17 protein-coding genes and 2 tRNA genes are annotated in these 18,862 nt (G+C 38.8%); all 19 read right to left on the bottom strand.

The genetic code is table 11. The features are described 5' to 3' along the window. Nucleotides 1-56: 56 nt before the first annotated feature. Nucleotides 57-132, bottom strand: a tRNA-His gene (locus K6Y31_RS04535). Between the two features lie 40 nt (nucleotides 133-172). Next, nucleotides 173-249, bottom strand: a tRNA-Arg gene (locus K6Y31_RS04530). Nucleotides 250-411: 162 nt separating this feature from the next. Continuing rightward, nucleotides 412-1,245, bottom strand: coding sequence for a hypothetical protein (locus K6Y31_RS04525; protein WP_233051652.1), 834 nt, complete (start codon nucleotides 1,243-1,245; stop codon nucleotides 412-414). A 207-nt stretch (nucleotides 1,246-1,452) separates the two neighbouring features. Then, the gene (locus K6Y31_RS04520; protein ID WP_233051651.1) at nucleotides 1,453-3,468 is read right to left on the bottom strand and encodes a YjbH domain-containing protein; all 2,016 of its coding nucleotides are present in this window, start codon (nucleotides 3,466-3,468) and stop codon (nucleotides 1,453-1,455) included. A 224-nt stretch (nucleotides 3,469-3,692) separates the two neighbouring features. Continuing rightward, nucleotides 3,693-4,097, bottom strand: coding sequence for a WbuC family cupin fold metalloprotein (locus K6Y31_RS04515; protein ID WP_233051650.1), 405 nt, complete (start codon nucleotides 4,095-4,097; stop codon nucleotides 3,693-3,695). Between the two features lie 2 nt (nucleotides 4,098-4,099). After that, a complete protein-coding gene (locus K6Y31_RS04510; protein WP_233051649.1) occupies nucleotides 4,100-5,299 on the bottom strand; it encodes a glycosyltransferase family 4 protein in 1,200 nt (399 codons plus the stop codon). Then, a complete protein-coding gene (gene wecB / locus K6Y31_RS04505; RefSeq protein WP_233051648.1) occupies nucleotides 5,299-6,429 on the bottom strand; it encodes a non-hydrolyzing UDP-N-acetylglucosamine 2-epimerase in 1,131 nt (376 codons plus the stop codon). The genes K6Y31_RS04510 and wecB overlap by 1 nt, the downstream gene beginning before the upstream one ends. Nucleotides 6,430-6,444: 15 nt before the next feature. Further along, complete coding sequence (gene wbjC, locus K6Y31_RS04500) at nucleotides 6,445-7,548, bottom strand: UDP-2-acetamido-2,6-beta-L-arabino-hexul-4-ose reductase (RefSeq protein WP_233051647.1); 1,104 nt, start codon at nucleotides 7,546-7,548, stop codon at nucleotides 6,445-6,447. Beyond that, nucleotides 7,549-8,583: a polysaccharide biosynthesis protein gene (locus tag K6Y31_RS04495; RefSeq protein ID WP_233051646.1), complete on the bottom strand. Its 1,035-nt coding sequence runs from the start codon at nucleotides 8,581-8,583 to the stop codon at nucleotides 7,549-7,551. A gap of 9 nt (nucleotides 8,584-8,592) precedes the next feature. After that, nucleotides 8,593-9,690: a glycosyltransferase gene (locus K6Y31_RS04490; RefSeq protein ID WP_233051645.1), complete on the bottom strand. Its 1,098-nt coding sequence runs from the start codon at nucleotides 9,688-9,690 to the stop codon at nucleotides 8,593-8,595. After that, a complete protein-coding gene (locus K6Y31_RS04485) occupies nucleotides 9,687-10,904 on the bottom strand; it encodes an O-antigen polymerase (RefSeq protein WP_233051644.1) in 1,218 nt (405 codons plus the stop codon). Before K6Y31_RS04485 ends, K6Y31_RS04490 begins: the two co-directional genes overlap by 4 nt. Continuing rightward, nucleotides 10,897-12,066, bottom strand: a complete 1,170-nt coding sequence (locus K6Y31_RS04480) for a polysaccharide biosynthesis protein (protein WP_233051643.1) — start codon at nucleotides 12,064-12,066, stop codon at nucleotides 10,897-10,899. The genes K6Y31_RS04485 and K6Y31_RS04480 overlap by 8 nt, the downstream gene beginning before the upstream one ends. After that, nucleotides 12,056-13,624: a capsular polysaccharide export protein, LipB/KpsS family gene (locus tag K6Y31_RS04475; RefSeq protein WP_233051642.1), complete on the bottom strand. Its 1,569-nt coding sequence runs from the start codon at nucleotides 13,622-13,624 to the stop codon at nucleotides 12,056-12,058. The genes K6Y31_RS04480 and K6Y31_RS04475 overlap by 11 nt, the downstream gene beginning before the upstream one ends. Further along, on the bottom strand, nucleotides 13,621-14,391 hold the full coding sequence (locus K6Y31_RS04470) for an oxidoreductase (protein WP_233051641.1): 771 nt from the start codon (nucleotides 14,389-14,391) through the stop codon (nucleotides 13,621-13,623). The genes K6Y31_RS04475 and K6Y31_RS04470 overlap by 4 nt, the downstream gene beginning before the upstream one ends. After that, complete coding sequence (locus tag K6Y31_RS04465) at nucleotides 14,391-15,080, bottom strand: acylneuraminate cytidylyltransferase family protein (protein ID WP_233051640.1); 690 nt, start codon at nucleotides 15,078-15,080, stop codon at nucleotides 14,391-14,393. The genes K6Y31_RS04470 and K6Y31_RS04465 overlap by 1 nt, the downstream gene beginning before the upstream one ends. Before the next feature lie 6 nt (nucleotides 15,081-15,086). Continuing rightward, nucleotides 15,087-16,082, bottom strand: coding sequence for a Gfo/Idh/MocA family protein (locus K6Y31_RS04460; RefSeq protein WP_233051639.1), 996 nt, complete (start codon nucleotides 16,080-16,082; stop codon nucleotides 15,087-15,089). Then, nucleotides 16,082-17,140, bottom strand: coding sequence for a nucleotidyltransferase family protein (locus K6Y31_RS04455; protein ID WP_233051638.1), 1,059 nt, complete (start codon nucleotides 17,138-17,140; stop codon nucleotides 16,082-16,084). The genes K6Y31_RS04460 and K6Y31_RS04455 overlap by 1 nt, the downstream gene beginning before the upstream one ends. Next, nucleotides 17,137-17,793, bottom strand: coding sequence for an acetyltransferase (locus K6Y31_RS04450; protein WP_233051637.1), 657 nt, complete (start codon nucleotides 17,791-17,793; stop codon nucleotides 17,137-17,139). The genes K6Y31_RS04455 and K6Y31_RS04450 overlap by 4 nt, the downstream gene beginning before the upstream one ends. Beyond that, nucleotides 17,786-18,859: an N-acetylneuraminate synthase gene (gene neuB, locus K6Y31_RS04445; RefSeq protein ID WP_233051636.1), complete on the bottom strand. Its 1,074-nt coding sequence runs from the start codon at nucleotides 18,857-18,859 to the stop codon at nucleotides 17,786-17,788. Before neuB ends, K6Y31_RS04450 begins: the two co-directional genes overlap by 8 nt. Between the last annotated feature and the right edge of the window lie 3 nt (nucleotides 18,860-18,862).

The raw sequence follows: 18,862 nt of genomic DNA, 5'->3' as shown, positions 1-18,862 counted from the left end.
ACATTTCTTTACTTGGAACGAGGGGTAAGAGTCAAAGAAAGGAGGCTAATAAGAAATGGGGCGAATGACGGGGATTGAACCCGCGACAACCGGAATCACAATCCGGGGCTCTACCAACTGAGCTACATCCGCCGCTGTTGCATTAATTATGCAATGTTACTACCTACTAACGTGGCGCACCCGACAGGAGTCGAACCTGTGACCTTTGCCTCCGGAGGGCAACGCTCTATCCAGCTGAGCTACGGGTGCAAATGTTAGCGCTGCGAAGTCTACGTATTTGCGATAAACGAGTCCAGTTTTTTTTGTCAAACCAGCGCGAATCTCACACAAAACAACGAACTAATTTCCAGCGAGTATAAAAAATGGCCCACTAGGGGCCATTTTCACAATAAACTAGAAAGCTAGTTTAAATTAAGCGCCAGTACCGCCGCCGCCGTCAGTACCTGTACCTGTACCTGTACCTGTAGATGGCTCAGGCTTAGTGCCGCCATCTTTACCTGGTAGGTCAACAGTAGTCGTAGTTGAAGACTTTAAAGAGCCGTCAGCATTAACAATAACATTAACAACAATTTTTACATTGTCTAAGTTAGTACCTAGGTTTTTAGCTAGGTTAACTTGTTCAGAAACTTGCTTACCAACAATTTGTGATGTGTTTTTAAGCGCAGCTTTAAGAGCAGCTGGGTTAGCACCAACTTGCTTGATAACTGAATCTAAAGCATGGAAAAGTGAGTTAGAAAGCTTAAGAAGCTCAACTTTTTTAGCGCCAGAGTTCGTACCAAAGTCAGCAAACATAGTGTCAGCTGTTAAACCTAGCGTACCAGTAGGATCTAAGTCAGCGATAATTTGATCAATGATCGTTGCTTCATCAACACCAGCTAGTTGGTATTGAACGTATAAAGTAGTAAATGCGTTAGCAACACTTTTACCTTTTGGCGCCCAAAGAGTACCAGTCCATGCTGTATCTGGTTCATCGATATCGCGAGTTAGGTCGGTGTGAGTTACTTTAGTTGTACACTCTTCCATTTTAATCGCTGGATCAGTGAAGTTAGCTTGACCTAGTTCATTAGTAGTAGATGTGTATTGAACTTTATCATCACCACAAGTTAAGGTTACTGTTGCCAATTTAAGGTAGTTATCAATAGCTGTAACTTGTGCAGTTGTTGCAGCACTACCGCCACCGCCGCCACAGCCTACTAAACCGATAGTAGCAGCACCGACAAACAGAGCAATTTTTGTTAATTTCATAGTTTCCTCTAACAAATTGTTAGTTAATAAATAGATATAGCAGGGAGTTGTAAGCTGCTATACAACAGCTTAGATTAAACGCCACCATAGTGACAAAAAAATGACCAAAAAAAAACAAAATTAGACCATTTTTATTTTCAAAATAATAACCAGCTCATAACTTTAGGCTTGATCATTAAATGAATGCGTTCCAGATTGAAATAAACACTACTGTGCATACTGCCAGTAAGCAGATTTCAACCTCATTATATTCGTTCTTACATAAGCATCCGACAGCCTATCCCGGTTGTCATACACTCTAGCCAAATTATGTTGCAAACCTGTGGTCGTGGCCATTGAACCATTTAAACAGTTACATGCATCATTACCTACCATAGTTCGATAACTCAGCGACCACTCATCAATTCCGCGCACCTGCACATAAGAAGGATTCATATCCTTAGTTAGGGTGATGGGGACTGAAAACGACAAGCCTGCAAATTTTTCATCTGTGTCTTGATATTTAATCGTCACCGAGGTGTCGCCAAACCAGTGTTTTGAGGCTAAAGTAAAGCCTTTATCGCCATACCAATACTCACCACCGCCCGCTTCCAACGCCCAATCTAACTTTTCAACGTAATAACGATAGTTGATTAACATTGGTGTTGCTGTGAGATTTTTTTCATTGTGATCTAGGTAACCTAATTCAGCTGAAAAACGATGGTTACCCTTGGCTGATTGCCAACGCGTTTCATTCATCGCACCAACAAAATGGCGACGAACCAAACCTGCACTAAACTGCGTCAGGATATTATTGGGTAAACCAAACGCTTGATGCACTAAGGCGCGGTCAATCTCACTTTTGTGACGAGAGTTGGCAAAATATTCACCGTCAGCATAATCATCAGAGTGCATTAATGGCAACAAATGGCGAACATCTAACGCTCCTCCTTGCCAAAGTTGCATTTGGAGGTTGGTCGACAATGCCAAAGAGTAATCCATCACGCCCATTTCGGTACCGACGGTAGAGTAAAAACTGGGAGCCAAAATTAACCGCGCGCGATATGCGCCGTTATTATAGTGAGGCTGCTGCCAAGCCACTGCAGACATCGCACTGGATAAATTTACCGTTGAAAAAGTTAAGCCATGATCTTTACTGGGGTAATTCCCCTTGCTGTTAAGGAATGCACGGTAGGTTTCAGCATTACCGCTCACCTGCAATACTGGAACCTTATTGTTTAATAGATAGACGTCAAAACTGCCATTATGCAACGTAGACAATACACCTAAAGCGACGCCTAAGCCATCTAACTCATTCCAGTTGAATACATTATTTTCAAAGGCTAACTTTAAAGAGCCGTCCTCTAGCGCAACACTGATATTTTCAAAGCCTTGCTCAGCCAACTCAGCAGACAAAAGCGCAACCACATCACGATTAGGCACATCGCCTTGCCATTGCTGCGATTGCTCTTTTGAAGTACTGACTTTATGGGCAGCCTGTAGTTCTGCCACTGAACGTTCATCAACCCAAGCTTGTACGGCATTATCACTGTATCTTTCTGCCTTATTACTGCCTGATAACGGCATTCGTAGGCCTAAACCAACCCACTGATTATCACGATTTACGGTATCGGAATTAGAATAAGCTTGCCAAGTTAAGTTAGCCTGCCAACCATAAGGCAGTAGATCATTTGGCGTAAATAACTTAACACCGGCATTAACCCCTGTGCCATCATAGTCAGAAACTAGTTGCAACCAATCAAACGCTTGGTACTCAATACCACCAAATGGACCATCTAAATAATCAATACCCATTTGGTTTTTATCAGAGCCCTGCCCCCAGCCAGCCGAAGCTCGAAAACCGAATAATGATTTAGATGCAACAGCATAGGCATTCTTATGATGTGTCGCAGCACCGCCGTAATCTTGAAAACCTAGCACAAGACTAAACCATTCTTGCGGTATAAAGTGCCCGAAATCGTACTTAGCGGAGAAAGAAAGATCGCTAGAGTGCTCTGAGTTCCAGCCTGTTTCACCATTAAAGCGCTTAAAGGTATTTTGTACAGTAAACTCGGTGTAGGGAAAAATACCCAAACCAAGTAATAACGTTTTATGGGCACCTTGATAGTAATAAGCATCTTTAACGATATTGTCTTCAACTTGGTAATTTAAGCTTACATCACCGAAAGGTAATACCTCTGCATGAGGGGTACGAAGTAAGCCAGAGAAGCCGGTTTGGGCCATAGATGTTGATACAACATCATTTCCAAGAGCGCAAAACGAAAAACCATATAGAAATAAACAAACACTAGAGGACCTAATGATAGGCATGAAAAATCCTTAAAATTTAAAATCACAACTTGGGCTAGCGCAGGCATAATTTCAATTAAATTTTTGCCAACTTTCGCTCTCTAGTTTGGAATACATTTTAATCTGCATGGGCTTTTTTGTTTAATAAAAAGCAAAAATCACCATGACGGAAACTTTTTTGCATATTCAACATCAAATGGGCCTTCCTTAATCTCTAACAATAGTGCTTTATCTGATATACATTCCACACTGTGAATTTCATTAGGATGTAGCTCCATAGACTTAATATCATGTCCCTCGCCAAGAAATAGGCTTGCCTTTTCAGAGCCATCAAGGTGATATAATTTTAGATTTATCACCCCCTGAACAACCATAAACATTTCCCATTGATGGGGCAATTCATGAAAGTGAGGTTCAACATAACTGCCTTTAAGCATTGCAATGTATAAACGTTGAACTTTATCGTCGTAGCTTTGGTGCAAATTTAAATGAGCTCTTGCTCTTTGCGATAATTCGGCTTGCTGAAACAAATACTCTAGCTCGTCGCTTCCAAATGTTCTCAAGTTTACCTCCGTAATGCTTCCAAAACGTTATGCGCTATCGTTGCCACTGCAAATTCATTCTTTAATAGAGAATACGCATTTACGCCAAGTGAACTTCTTAATTGATGATCATGGTACAAACTAATCGCATTATGCAGAAAATCATCATCATTGCCATTAACAGTAATAAAACCAGCATTATGTGAATTCATTAGATCCATCAAATCATTGCCTTCATTAACACTGCCCAAAATTGGCAGTGATTGAACCATGTAGCCAAGCAGCTTGCCAGGGAAGTTATGAGCGGTATGCTGAGCAGATAAGGAAAAAAGACCTACATCAATATTAGCTAAGATAGCTTTGAATTCATCCTGATTAACAGAAGGTAAATAAGTAAAATTGTCTAGCTGCCACTCCACAGCTAAATTATTAATGAGGTCTACCTCATCGCCTTGCCCGACAAATAGAAAATGTGCATTTTCATAATGGCACATACTTTTAGCTAGCCGCATAAGATTAGCCATGTCTTGGGCATGACCAATATTTCCTCCATAGAAGTAGATAACCTTACCTTCTAATCCAAGTTCACCTCGGATAGATAAAGAATTATCCTCAAGCTCATATGGCTTTAATGCAGCCCAATTGCGCAATATTTGAGTGGGATAATTTTGGCCATTAGCTTGTTGAAAAACTTCTACGTTTTTCTCAGACATCAAACCGATGGTATCGGCTTGACGATATGAATAATGTTCAAATAATCGAAAGTATCTTTCAATTAAAGAACCCTGCTTGATCATACCAGCATCAATAACCCATTGAGGGAACAAATCACGTAACACCAAATAGGATGGGCATAAGCAGCGTTGTTTTATCTTGGCGACTAGACCGCCAAAAAAAATAGATGGAGAATAGTAAATTACACCATCAAAAGAATCATGCTTGACTTGGTTTTTAATGGCTTGCCAAGCCTTAAATGACAATAATGTTTCATTTAAAGCTCTTTTTACTTTACCTATATCTTTTATGGGGCCAGAGTTAAAACGCCATATGTTGACACCATCAATAGAATCCTGAGTTAAAGCCGCTTTTTGTCCAACGATAGGTGTGATTACTGTAACATTGTGCCCTTGAGAGATAAACTCTATGGCTAGTTCATGAAACATTTTTGCCCCAACACGCGTACTGTGGGGCAAGTAATCATCGATAACAAGAGCTAAATGCATTAATACTCTTTCCAAACAACACGCTTAACATAGTCAGTGTAAGAATGAAGAATCCGTACAACCTTATCGGAAACGTTTGGCATACTGTAATCATAAACTTGACGTAACAGACGTTCTTCGCCAGATGGTTGAGATTCCAATATTTCAAGACCTTGCATAACTCGCTCAACGCCAAGGCCGACCATCATAACAGACGCTTCCTCCATGCCTTCTGGTCGCTCATGAGCTTCACGCAAATTAAGCGCAGGGAAATTCATTATCGAAGATTCCTCATTAATCGTTCCACTATCTGAAAGCGCCGCCTTTGCATTCTTTTGTAGGTGATTATAATCGTGGAACCCTAACGGTTTCAGTAATTGGATATTAGGGTGAAAAGCTAAACCCTGAGCCTCAATTCTATTACGCGTTCGTGGATGAGTTGACACTATTACTGGTAATCCATAATGCTCAGCAACAGTATTAAGTGTTTCAGCCAACTTCGCTAGCTGTTTAGGTGAGTCCACATTCTCTTCGCGGTGTGCACTAACAACAAAAAACTGACCTCTTTCAAGCCCAAGTCTTGATAGCACATCAGAATCGTCAATCTGAGGCATGTAGTGATTAAGCACTTCAAACATCGGACTACCGGTTTTAATAACTCGATCAGCAGGTAACCCTTCAGCCAGCAAATAATCGCGAGCGATAGAGCTATAGGTAAGGTTAATATCCGAGGTATGATCAACTATGCGGCGGTTTGTTTCTTCAGGGACTCGTTGATCAAAACAACGATTACCCGCCTCCATGTGGAATATTGGTACCCTACGACGTTTTGCTGGCAACGCTGAAAGACATGAGTTCGTGTCCCCGAGAACAAGCATAGCCTCAGGCTCAACTTCTTCAAGCACTTGGTCAACCTTAATAATGACTTGACCAATAGTTTCTGCCGCGTTCTTCCCCGCAGCATTTAAAAAGTAGTCCGGCTTACGTACACCTAAATCACTGAAAAATACTTCGTTTAATTCATAATCATAGTTTTGACCCGTGTGAACGATAATATGCTCACAATGCTCGTCCAATTTTGCTAAAACGCGCGACAACCGAATGATTTCAGGCCGAGTTCCGACCACCGACATAACTTTTAATTTTTTCATTTCTATATTCTGCTCTTAAAGTGGTTTAGCAATGGTATCGGGAGCTTCACGATCAAAAACCTCATTTGCCCAAAGCATCACAACTAATTCATCATTGCCAACATTAGTAACATCATGAGACCAACCAGGAACCGTCTCCACTATTTCTGGTTTTATTGAATTAACAAGCAACTCATAACGTTCGCCGGTGATGATATGCTCAAACTTAAATAATGCCTTACCTTTAATCACCAGAAACTTCTCATTTTTGGAATGGTGATAGTGGCCACCTCGAGTGATCCCTGGATGAGCAGTGAAGAAAGAAAACTGACCCGCTTCCTTTGTTTTAAGCATTTCACAAAAAACACCACGCTCATCACCATAACTTGGTACGCTATAACTGAATTGAGAAGGGGAAAGATAACTTAAATAAGTTGAGTAGAGGGCGCGAGTCAATCCAGTTCCAACATTTTCGGTCACTAGACTTTCACGACTAGATTTGAACGCGCGAAGTAAATCCGCGACCTCACCCACCGTTGTTGAGTATTCGGGGGCAACAGAATTTAAACCCGAATTTTTCTTACTTGAAAGTAAAGATATTAACTCAGCACAAATATCATCTATATAAACCAAGGTGACAGGCGCTGAAGGATTATCTACGCGGATATCAATATCGTGGGCAATATTGTGGCAAAAAGTGGCAACAAAAGAATTATAATTCGGACGGCACCATTTACCGAAAACATTTGGGAAACGATAAATAAAGTAGCCAGCACCGGTATCTGTACCGTATTGCTCTAATGCTTGCTCAGCCTGTGCCTTACTCACTCCATACGCATTATCTCGTTCAGCTTGAATAGAAGAGCTGACCATGATGGGTGTACGGTTACCCGATTTTTTCAACTCATCAACGATAAAGGTGGTTAAATCAGCATTGCCTTCCTTAAATTCTGAATCATGTTGCGGGCGGTTAACTCCTGCAAGATGATAAACGAAATCAGCATTTTGTAAGTAGCCAGCTAACTGCTCTCGGGTGGTTTCAATATCAACCTTAATAAGATCGTTATAACCTTGCTCTGCTAGCATTGTACATAGGTTTTTGCCAATAAAACCATTTGCCCCAGTAACAATAATATTCATTTAAACGCCCTCAGGTACAGTCAAGTTTCCAGCTTTAATCTCGCGCATAAAATCTAATTTTAGCAGCAGCGCTTCCATACCAGCGACATCTAAACGCTCGGTATTATGCGAGTTGTAATCTTCAACCACTGACAGGTCTTGCTCCCCTTCTTCAACATACTGAGCGTAATTCAAATCACGATTATCAGCTGGAATACGGTAATAACCACCTTGGTCTTCGGCTACAAACATTTCTTCACGGCTACATAGCGCTTCATACAATTTTTCACCATGACGCGTGCCGATCACATTCACTTCATGATTAGGTTTATCCATAATATTGAAAATGGCTTTAGTCAAAACATCAATGGTTGCGCCGGGCGCTTTTTGCACAAAAATATCACCATTACTACCATGTTCAAAAGCATGTAACACTAAATCAACGGCATCATCTAACGTCATCATGAACCGTGTCATATTAGGGTCAGTAACCGTTAAAGATTTGCCTTCAATGATTTGGCGACAAAAAAGAGGGATAACACTTCCACGTGAAGCCATAACATTGCCATAACGGGTTGTGCAAATCGTCATTCCTTTAGGCACATTACGTGATTTAGCAACAATCACTTTCTCCATCATCGCCTTAGAGATACCCATCGCATTAATTGGATAAACCGCTTTATCAGTGCTCAAACAAACAACCCTTTCAACACCATGGTTGATAGCCGCTTCAAGCACATTTTCTGTGCCTAACACATTGGTTTTAACCGCTTCTAATGGGTAGAACTCACAAGAGGGTACTTGTTTAAGCGCTGCAGCATGATAGATATAGTCAACACCACGAATAGCATTCGAAACACTTTGATAATCGCGAACATCGCCAATATAAAACTTCAATTTGTCTGAATTGAATTTTTTCCGCATGTCATCTTGTTTTTTCTCATCACGAGAAAAAATACGTATCTCTTTAACATCTGTTTCTAAAAAACGATTTAGCACAGCATTACCAAAGGATCCTGTACCACCGGTGATCAGTAATATTTTATTATTAAACATAGTATTTACTCATTTATTATAACTAGACAATACTTCTAAATATGATAGAGCACGTTGACGTGCAGTCGGGGCATTGTTAACAATATCACTACCTAGTTCTATTTTATGCTTTAAAGTATCGCTATCATTTAACCCCTCATGAATAACTCTCGCAATATCAAATGCATCGTTTGCATCAAAATAAATGCCCGCGTCCATACAAACTTCAGAAATAAAAGGATAGTTAGATGCAAAAACAGTTTTTCGCATTTTCATGGCTTCGAGTGGTGTAGCAGAAAAACACTCCAACTGACTAGGAAAAATCAAAGCATCAACAAGCTGATAAAAAGAAGGGCACTGGGCAAGTGAAACTCTACCAACAGTATAAAAATTATTTTTTTTATCAAAGTTTAAATGTTGCATTTCTTCTTTAGTCAGAGTAAATAAGAAATCTACCTCCACACCATATTTTTCGGTCAATATACTGTCAACTTGATTTAATATAGCTAAATTTTTATGAGGATAAGCACACCCAATAAAACCGAGAGCAAGACGTTGACTGGTATTTATTGGCGAATTAACCTTTTTCCACATATCGGGATAATCAAACACACTAGCATAAGAATTTGAAACAACAGTAATATTATTGTGATAACCTTTCGCCAATAACGCATCCTTAACATGCTTATGCTCAACAACTAAATGCTGATAACGGCGAAACAACTTATCCTGAATAAAAAACCTCATCTTATTTTTTATTTTTTCATGCAATGAGAGTTTTGGATATACATCATTATCCGAATATGCGATCCAAGGTTGAGCAAACCCGACCACATAATTCCGGGCATTTAATGAATAGTAAATCGGACCAAACACAACAAAACAAACATCATAGAAAAACTCTAAATTATTTTTTCCACTAAAAAATTTCGCTCCAAAAAAATCTATGACACTGTAATTATTAAACATGGATAAATCGATATCTAGCTGATTGTGTATAGCAGAAGAAACTATGACGTCAATATCTTTTAATTCAGAAGGCCCAAGGGAAACAAGTTCAGAAATAAACGAAACAGCAACCTGTACCGCACCACCATAATGTAGATTACCTGCAAAAATAAGTTTCAATGGAAAAACCTCACTCTTCTGTACATCAATATAATGAGAAAAAAACAAAACAAATATGGAAAAACAAGAACCAAATCCCCAAAAAAGTAATTTCCGAAGAAAATAAAGAAAATGGCTTTCTGCATAAATGCAACCATCAAGCAATATTTTGAATCTTGCGTGCTTGCAATATAAATGAGCTTAACAAAAATTGATATAAAAAATGAAAAAAGGCCAACACCAAAAACACCTAGATCATGGTAAAAATAATATAGAAATGGCCGAGCATTAAAAAAAAGGGTACTAAAATCTTTAACAACACCGGTATTAGGGTCATATAGATCTGGATAAAATGGGTTAATAGCAAACTTCAACGTTGCTACATAGTGTGTGTACTGAAAATTATCGACCAAGGTTAGCTTATTAAAGTTTTCGAAATTTATCGCAACATACGTGTAAACGGGGCTAAAAATCATCCATGCGCCATCACCTAGGTAACCGGCAACCATCCCAGCCTCCGAAACCCTTAAATAGGTAAAAAATAGAAATATGGATACCACGAAAAGAAACAAAGTAAACACCTTTAATATAGAGAACTGATATTTTGCATAAAAAAGGTATAGCGAACCCAAAATTATTACTAACAACTCTCCCCTTGATACCTTATATAAAACAATAGTTAAAATTGAAAAAAATATAAAAGATAAGAGCAACACAAAATTAAGACTGTTAGTCTTATTGCAAAAAAGTAATCTGTGTAGAGCCGACACAGCTAAAAAGGGAGTCAACAAATCAAAATAGTGCAAAAACGGAATGCCATCAGGGACAGCTGATTTAACATCACTTATACCTGACACGAACAAAGTAGGCATGAAAATTTGAGACTTAAATCGCACAAAAAAAACAAAAATTGCAATAAGCATGGAGCCATTAAGGCAGTAACTATATAGACCATTTGGTTTAAAAAATGAATATCTATTTCTTGGCTTTGAAACAAATGATAAGAAAAAGGCAGGAAAAAACAAAGAAGCCCCAGCCACAACAATACTAACATGAGCATCGAAAGACAAAGAGTTCTGAAGTTGCTTGTTATAAAAAGGTTCAAAACTAGCTAAAGATGAAGATAGGAACCACAACAAAACCAATATAGCACTCGGATGATAATAGTCTTTAGCTAATTTAGCGATAACTGTATACCCACAACCACCTAGTAAGATATATAGGAGACTAATCATTAGAAAAAAACAACATTAAAAAAAGAAATAAACATAGGAAAAAACAAAAAGCCACCTTTAAATATACAAAATAGGCCAACCCACCATCATAATAAAAAGATAACGAAAGTACATATATTAGCAATAAACTTGCATTAGAAAAAAACAACAACCTCCTTTTATCCAAAGCATTAAATACATGATGGAATATCGCAATAAAGGAATATGGTAAAACTCCTAATGAAGCAAGTTGCATCAAAGGAAGTAGCTCACCATAATCAGTGAAACGTTGTACTAAAAAATACAAAGCACAATTTGCTATTAATACGGCAATTGCAGTCCCCAAAAAGACAAATAACATCTCTCGAATAAAAAACAACTGTCGTTCATTGACAACACGATATACAACCTTGGGAAATACAAGCTCAGTCAAAATAGAAGGTATAGTAAACAACGAGGCAAAAACGAACATTACAACACTGTAAAGTCCTAATTCCACTCGCCCCAAATACCAATCTACAAAGAAGCGGTCAACAACAAAACTGGCATACACACACACTGAGTTAAAAAACAATAAAAATGAAACAGAACTAACCTTACGCTTAATGACAGAAAAGTGTTTTAAATTGTAATTATCTAGCAACAACGAGTAGTATTTAATTGAAAAAAACAACAAGAAAAAACTAAAACTTAAAGGGTACACCCAGATAAATAGTGAAAATGAATAAAGCGCTACACTTACAGATAATGTAAGTGGTAATACATACAAAAGCGCCATTAACTTATTGACCGTTTCTATCCCGCCAACAGCTCGAAAATATGCTTTAATAACATTAAAAAGTGCTAATGTGATACCTACAATACAAAAAGAAAAAACTATTGGATTAGCGCGCTCCAAAATCATTGATGAAATAAAAACAATCGACGAACCTACCAACACAACACAAAGCGAGAAGATCAAATAAGGTCGACGATGACTATCTCGTTTTGTTACAGGCAAATAGCGGTCCAGAGCAAAACGCGTTCCCAAATGAGTATAGTCAAAAGCCTGAAGCCAAATCTTAGCGATCGCTAGATCACCAAGTATAATCGGTGGTAAACGTTGCATAAAAATCAGATTCAATACAATATTTAAAAATTGAATCGAGTAGCTTAACCCTACATAGAGGAACTTACTCTTCATCAACAACTCGACTTATATCAGACTTAACCAAATCATAAAATTCATCTTTCATTAATATATTCGCATTCAAATTAGTAACCATTTCAGAATACTTAGAACGGTATAATGATTGATAATCATCCCCAGGCCGAATTTGAACAGCAGGTAAAACTGGCGAATGAAATAATCGATTAAAACTTTGATAGAGAACGATCAGAGACTTATTTATAACACTGTCATCAAGCTTATTTAATTGGTGACTGTTCATGAGGAATGAATAGTAATCTGCTACCGTATTTGGTTCATAACAAATACCAAATCCATGATAATAACCTATACCGGCAGTTATTGCAGGAATCCCTGCACAGCTAAATTCGAGCCCTGCGGTTCCCTTAGCTGTAACAATAACATCGGCCACATCTATTATTGAACTCGTATTGTAGTCACTAGGCACTATACAAACATTAGTTAAGCAATTAGTCTCAACTATTTCTTCAACCCCGCCCTTCTCCCCCCACATGTAGGAGCTGGGATGAGCTTTAACAAAGCAATTAATATTACTATTACCATTTAGCTTTATAAGCGTTTTTTCTAAAAAATCGTAATAATCTCTAAAAAGAAGCCCTTCTCCTACATGGGGGGCATCAGAAAAAGCATGCGCCATGACAAATACATTTTTTTTGCTTAAGCTAAAATTCGTATGCAATGCTAACGTTTCAGACTTACTATATATCTTTTTATTTTTATAAGCATTTTTTATATCCACCTGCTCTGATAAGCCTAAAACTCTAGAGCGGTAATATTCTTTTTCTTTCTTTAGGTCAGATGTTCTAACACATTCATCTACAATAGATTGTTCAACTTTTAAGAAATGTTCATTTACATTTTTCGATTTGGAATAAATTTTATAAACATCCATATCTTTCAATAAAACAATAGCACCTTGGTTGTGAGCTTGGCGACACAACATTCCATATTCCGCATAGACGTTATGGCTAGTTACAAAAAACTTTACGTTCTTATTTTTTAATATTCTTTTATTTCCGTAAAAGAAAAACATTGAACGAAGCAAAATCCGCCCATGTTTAAAAATACAAATATTTTTCACCGTGTAACTATTCGGAATATTCCTTATCAAAGAATCATAAATCAGGTCTCCAATAACAATATCATCTTTTTTATAATCAACTAACGCATCACCAGTTCTAATCATAAAAAGAAGGTGGAAAAATGAAGAAAACGCGGGAATAACAACAAATGGATTGAAGTAATTCCTCCACCAAAGCCGAAACCTATCAAATCCAAATGACTTATAAATTGGTATAACATTGCTTGCTTTACCAAAGACCCCCCGCACTATGACTTCAACATCTAATCCCGTAACCTCCCTTGCAGCATTAGCTAACCTTGATTTTTCAACGACACTTGTAGGCGAGTCTAAAAAACCTTCGACTAAAACACCTACACTCCCCTTACATTTAGTATTCCATACTATTCTGTTTAACTTAATAAATTCTTTTTCTTCATTAGACAAAACATATGGTGAAAATATTTTTTTTACAATCCCACTTAAATTCATAACGAGAAACCATCATCCACAACTATATTTTGCCCTGTAACAAAACGAGATTGTTCGGACAATAAAAACAGAACAGCCCCAACTATATCTTCAACATCAAGCATGCCTGCTCCATGTGTTTTTTCTTTGTAAGCCGCCAAGAAAGCCTCTGGTTGATGATCAAAAATACCACCGGGGCTTACACAGTTAATACGAAAACGGCTATCATTGACATATGCCACCACATATTTATTTAAATGTTGAATAGCGGATTTAATCGCCGCGTACTCAACGGGCATCGTCATAGATGTGTTATCGTAAATTTCAAATTTAGGCGCAATTACTCCATATATAGAAGATATATTGACTAATGATAATGGCCGTTGATGTTGCTTAAAATAAGCAGCGAATTGCTGAGTGAACAAAAATGCACTACCTAAATGAAGAGACAAATTTTCGTTAAAGCTATCTGGGCTAACATCAAAAAAGTGCTTACCGTAAGTTTTATTTCGTGGGTAAGTAGCGTTCACAGCGCCATCTATATTAACTTGCTCGGCAAAAAAAGCTTTAACGCTATCTTCTTTAGTTACATCTAACTGGCAACTAATCAATCTTTCATTTTTAACATCAACGCCTAATGATGATAAACGCTCAAGCATAACATTAAGACTAATATCCGCGGCTATCACCCTAGCACCTTGCTTTAGCAAAGCTGGAACTAATCGAGTCCCGAGAAGCCCGCCGGCACCGGCGATCAGAATGGTTTTATTATCTAGAAGTTTTTCCATTATTGAAGGTCCTGAAGTATCGTTTCTGCTAATTTGAAATCATAAATATCATCGATATCCACCGCTCGCTCTTTCGGCACTTCAATACTTGTTACTTTTCCTGAAAATATTCCGTAATGATTTATAACGAAGCTAGGTGTGGTGGCGTAAACGACAGTGGTTATATCAAATACAGCAGGCGCATCCTGCCGACGAATCACTTCTCCTTCCGGCTTATTAACTAATTCCACGAAACCATCTGATGTGAGTTTAATCATATTAAAATAAGGGCTGCGGCTAGCAGGAGTGACCGAAATACAAATATCAGCAGCAACGTTTTTACACTGGGTAATCGCACCTTCCACATCTTGAACACTTCTTAGTGGGCTTGTTGCTGGCAGACTGACAAAGCCATCAAAGTCACCGTAATGTTCCCGAGCCCATTCTACACCATGCCGCCATGATAGCCATTCAGGGCTTGTATCGCTCGCTAAATCAGCTGGACGATCAATCACAATAGCGCCGCAAGCTCGCGCGATACCCGCGATCTGTACATCGTCGGTTGAAACAAACACTTTATCAATCGATGGCGCAGCCAAAGCTGTGTCTATGGAATACTGTAATAATGGTTTCCCTGCTAATGGTTTTATATTTTTCCCAGGGAGACCTTTTGAGCCACCACGAGCAAAAACAAATGCAAAATTTTTCATTGAGTATTAACCTTTCAAATCGCCCGTAATGGGTAAAGTAGTGCAATTCTGTTTAATCTGTTCAATTAATTCGATACTTTTCGTAGCTTCCACTAAGGAAATACATTGATTGGATTGCTGTTGAATTTGAGAGACAAAATCCTTAACCATCTCTATATACATGTTGTTTTTATCCCATTCGGGAGCACTATACAAAACGTCTTCTCTCTCAACGGTGATAAACCTAATTTCATTACCAATTAAGTCCCACTCTAATGTACCTTTACTGCCAACAAAGCGGCATTTTCGGTAAGCCTTACGTTGTAAAAAATCAAGGTGAACATGTACCACAGCTTTTTCAGCAGTACTTAGTAGAAGATCAGCACTGTCCTCTACTTCTAAGCCAAGCTCTTGCGTACTGCGCAAAACTCCATGTTCAAGAGTTAAATCACCCAACAGCCACTGTGTGTAATCCAGCTCATGACTCAACTCTAGCAACACACCGCCGCCTAACTCAGCTCTTGCCGAAACACATTCACGATAGTTTTTACTAGGCCGCCAATCTGGCAAGTACTGACCAATCTCTATATTGGCGTGATACAAATGGCCAAGTAGGTTCGAGGCCATAATTTTTTTCATCTCTAAGGCAGAAGACAAGTAACGCAGACAATAACCTACAGTAACCGGGGTTTGATAACGAGCAGCCGCATCTTGTAAGGCTAAAGCATCTTCTTTAGAAGCTGTCACGGGTTTCTCAATAAGAACAGGGATCCCTGCTCGGATTAAAGGAATAGCGTGACAAGTATGAAAAGGTGCAGGAGATGCAACAATCACGAATTGAACCTTTTGCTCGATCAAGGCTTCAATTGAAGATACCAAATGATTTGCATCACTTACTTTTTCATCAGGCATTCGACCACTGGCCGACATAGCATACAAAGAAGCTTGAGGAAATAGGTGTTTCAAATTTTTACGATGGCGCGCAGCGATGTTTCCAAGGCCTACAACAGCAACCCTTTCCATCAATCTAACCCCAATGTGTGAATATCTGCCTGTGCTCTATTGAAGTCATCCATTCGCCCTATATCCAACCAGTATTCATGAATTGGGAACATAAGAATGTTGTCACTTTCTTGCATGTGCTGCTCAAGTAATGTCGGCATATCTATTTTGTGATTCTCTGGAACGGACTTGATGACTTTCGGCGAGACCACATATATGCCAGCATTTACAAAAAAACGTTGAATCGGTTTTTCAACCATACTCGTGATTTTATTGCCTTCTCCATTTATGACACCATATGGCACTTGATAGTCATACTCGCGCACACACATAGTTGCATCAGCCTGATTTTCTTCATGAAAAGCAAGTAAACGTTGAAAATCAACTTTAGTAAGCACATCCCCGTTGATCATAATAAGCGGTAAATCTTTAGGCAAACAATCCGGCAGCAAGCCAAGAGCACCACCGGTACCCAACGGTGATTCTTCATGGACATAAGTAATATTAATACCTAACTCTTTACCATCACCAAAATGTGCTTTAATTTGCTCAGGCATGTAATGGGTAGAGATATAAAAGTTATTAAATCCAGCACTGATAAAACTGCGGATAAGCGTTTCAAGTATCGGCTTATCACCTATTTTGAGCATTGGCTTAGGGCAGTTATCTGTTAGCGGGCGCAATCTAGTACCAAACCCTCCAGCCATAATAAATACTGGGTTATCATAGGTAGGCTGTTCGAATAAATGATGCAGGGTCTCTAATCCAACAACAGCACCATTCTCAACTAAAGGAATTGATAGAATACTCCGAGTTTCCATTAATTTTATCAATTCTTTCTTCGGAGTGTTGACGCAAGCAGTAATTGGCGAAGTGTTCATTATTTCAGATACAGCAGTATCTAGTGTTAGGCCATTTAAGATACCGCGTCTGATATCACCATCTGTTACCACACCCGCTAAACGTTGATTTTCATCAACAACTAGAGCCACTCTAAGCGCTTCATTATCTATTATTTTCAGAGCCTGAATTATCGAGCTTTCAGGGCTAATCAATATTTTTTTCCAACTGTGGCTCATAAATCACCTTGAGTTATTTGTGCTCGAGAGGGATAACAGATGCTGCTAGCAGGCATATTTGTTGTTAAGGTTGCACCTGCTGCAACAAACGCTTGCTCAGCAATGTTTACACTTTGAATAACGGTCGCTCCTGCGCCCACAAATACATCTTCTTTTGTGACACATTGACCACATATAACAGAGCCTGGTGCAATGTGGTTATAACAGCCAATCTGTGTATCGTGCTCAATAATCGCACCGCTGTTAATAATTGCATATTCACCAATTACAGCTCCTGCTTGAATAATTGCACCAGGTAAGACCTGTACACCTTCTCCAAGGCTTGCATACTCAGAAATAATCGCACTATCTGCTATAACTGTTTCAAACCGATAACCAAGTGATAAGAATTTCTCATTGATTTTTCGCTTGATTTTGCTTCTCGGCATCATGCCAATACCATTGACTAATACCACTTCATTTGGCGTATAAGCTAAAAGGTCGTCGTCATTTTTTAGGTGCTTAATACCAATAAAAACACTCCGATGAGCAATGTCATCAGGAGAAACAACTGCCAATATTTCTCGATCCTGTGAACGCAAAATATCAACCAACACACTCGCATGACCGCCACCACCAATGATAATAAGTGGTTTTAAATTGTGACTACTCAACAATTAAATCACCTGATTGATAAGCATGAGAGGCTTTTTTGTCCAAAAGTTCCCAGTAACGGTAGGGAGAAACACCTGAACCTGGGCGCTTAATAGTTAAATTTTCTTTTGTAAACTTTTCACCATGTTTAATGTCTTCTGCGGCAACCAAGCTCTTACGTGCGACAGCTTTATTTTTTACCTCTGAAACAGTAGGGCTTTTAACTCCAACTCCCAAAGCAACTTCTACTTGGCGAATAGCTTTCACCATTGCGGCAAGCTCTTGTGGCTCGAGTGACGCTTTATGATCTGGGCCATCCATATTTTTATCAAGAGTAAAGTGCTTTTCAATCAGCACCGCACCTCGCGCAACAGCAGCAATAGGAATGGTAATTCCCTCACTATGATCGGAATAACCAGCAGGAAGCTCAAACGCGCGCTCAAGTGTATCCATGGCTTTAAGATTTATCTCAGCCATCGGCGCAGGATATTCTGTAGTACAATGTAAAACAGTTACTTTTTGCTTTAGTGCTTGTTGGCCGGCTTCAGAAGCATAGGCTTGTTGAAATGCTAATTCACTCGGTGTAGCTGTTTTATCTGCGATATAGCCAAATGCTATCACTCCTAATACAGCTTCAATTTCTGATAACGTTGCCATACCAGTAGACACTATCAAATCACAGCCTGTTTTTGCATGCTCAAGTACAAGAGGGGCATTAGTTATTTCACCAGAAGGTATTTTAAGGCGAGTTAAGCCCAAATCGTTGACTAGAAAATCTAAGCTTTCTGAATCAAATGCAGTGGATAAAAATTCAATGCCCAGAGATTCGCAGTGCTTTACTAGTTGATGATGCGCGTCATATGAAAGCTCTAAACGGCTCAACATAGCCAGTTGTGACTCTTGCTTTTGAGTATTAGCAACTTGATATTCTGCTTGCTTTGCATCTGCTGTTACTAGATTTTTTGCTTTAAAAGTTTGAAATTTAACGATATCTGCGCCTGCTTGATATGCCGCGTCTACTAATTCAAAAGCTAATTTTTCATCGCCATTATGATTAACACCAGCTTCAGCAATAATTAGAGTCATTAT

This window comes from Motilimonas cestriensis, from assembly GCF_021295315.1.
Classification (GTDB): domain Bacteria; phylum Pseudomonadota; class Gammaproteobacteria; order Enterobacterales; family CBDFNC01; genus Motilimonas; species Motilimonas cestriensis.
The sequence above is the reverse complement of the archived record's forward strand: the minus strand, read 5'-3'. Positions and strand labels throughout refer to the sequence as shown.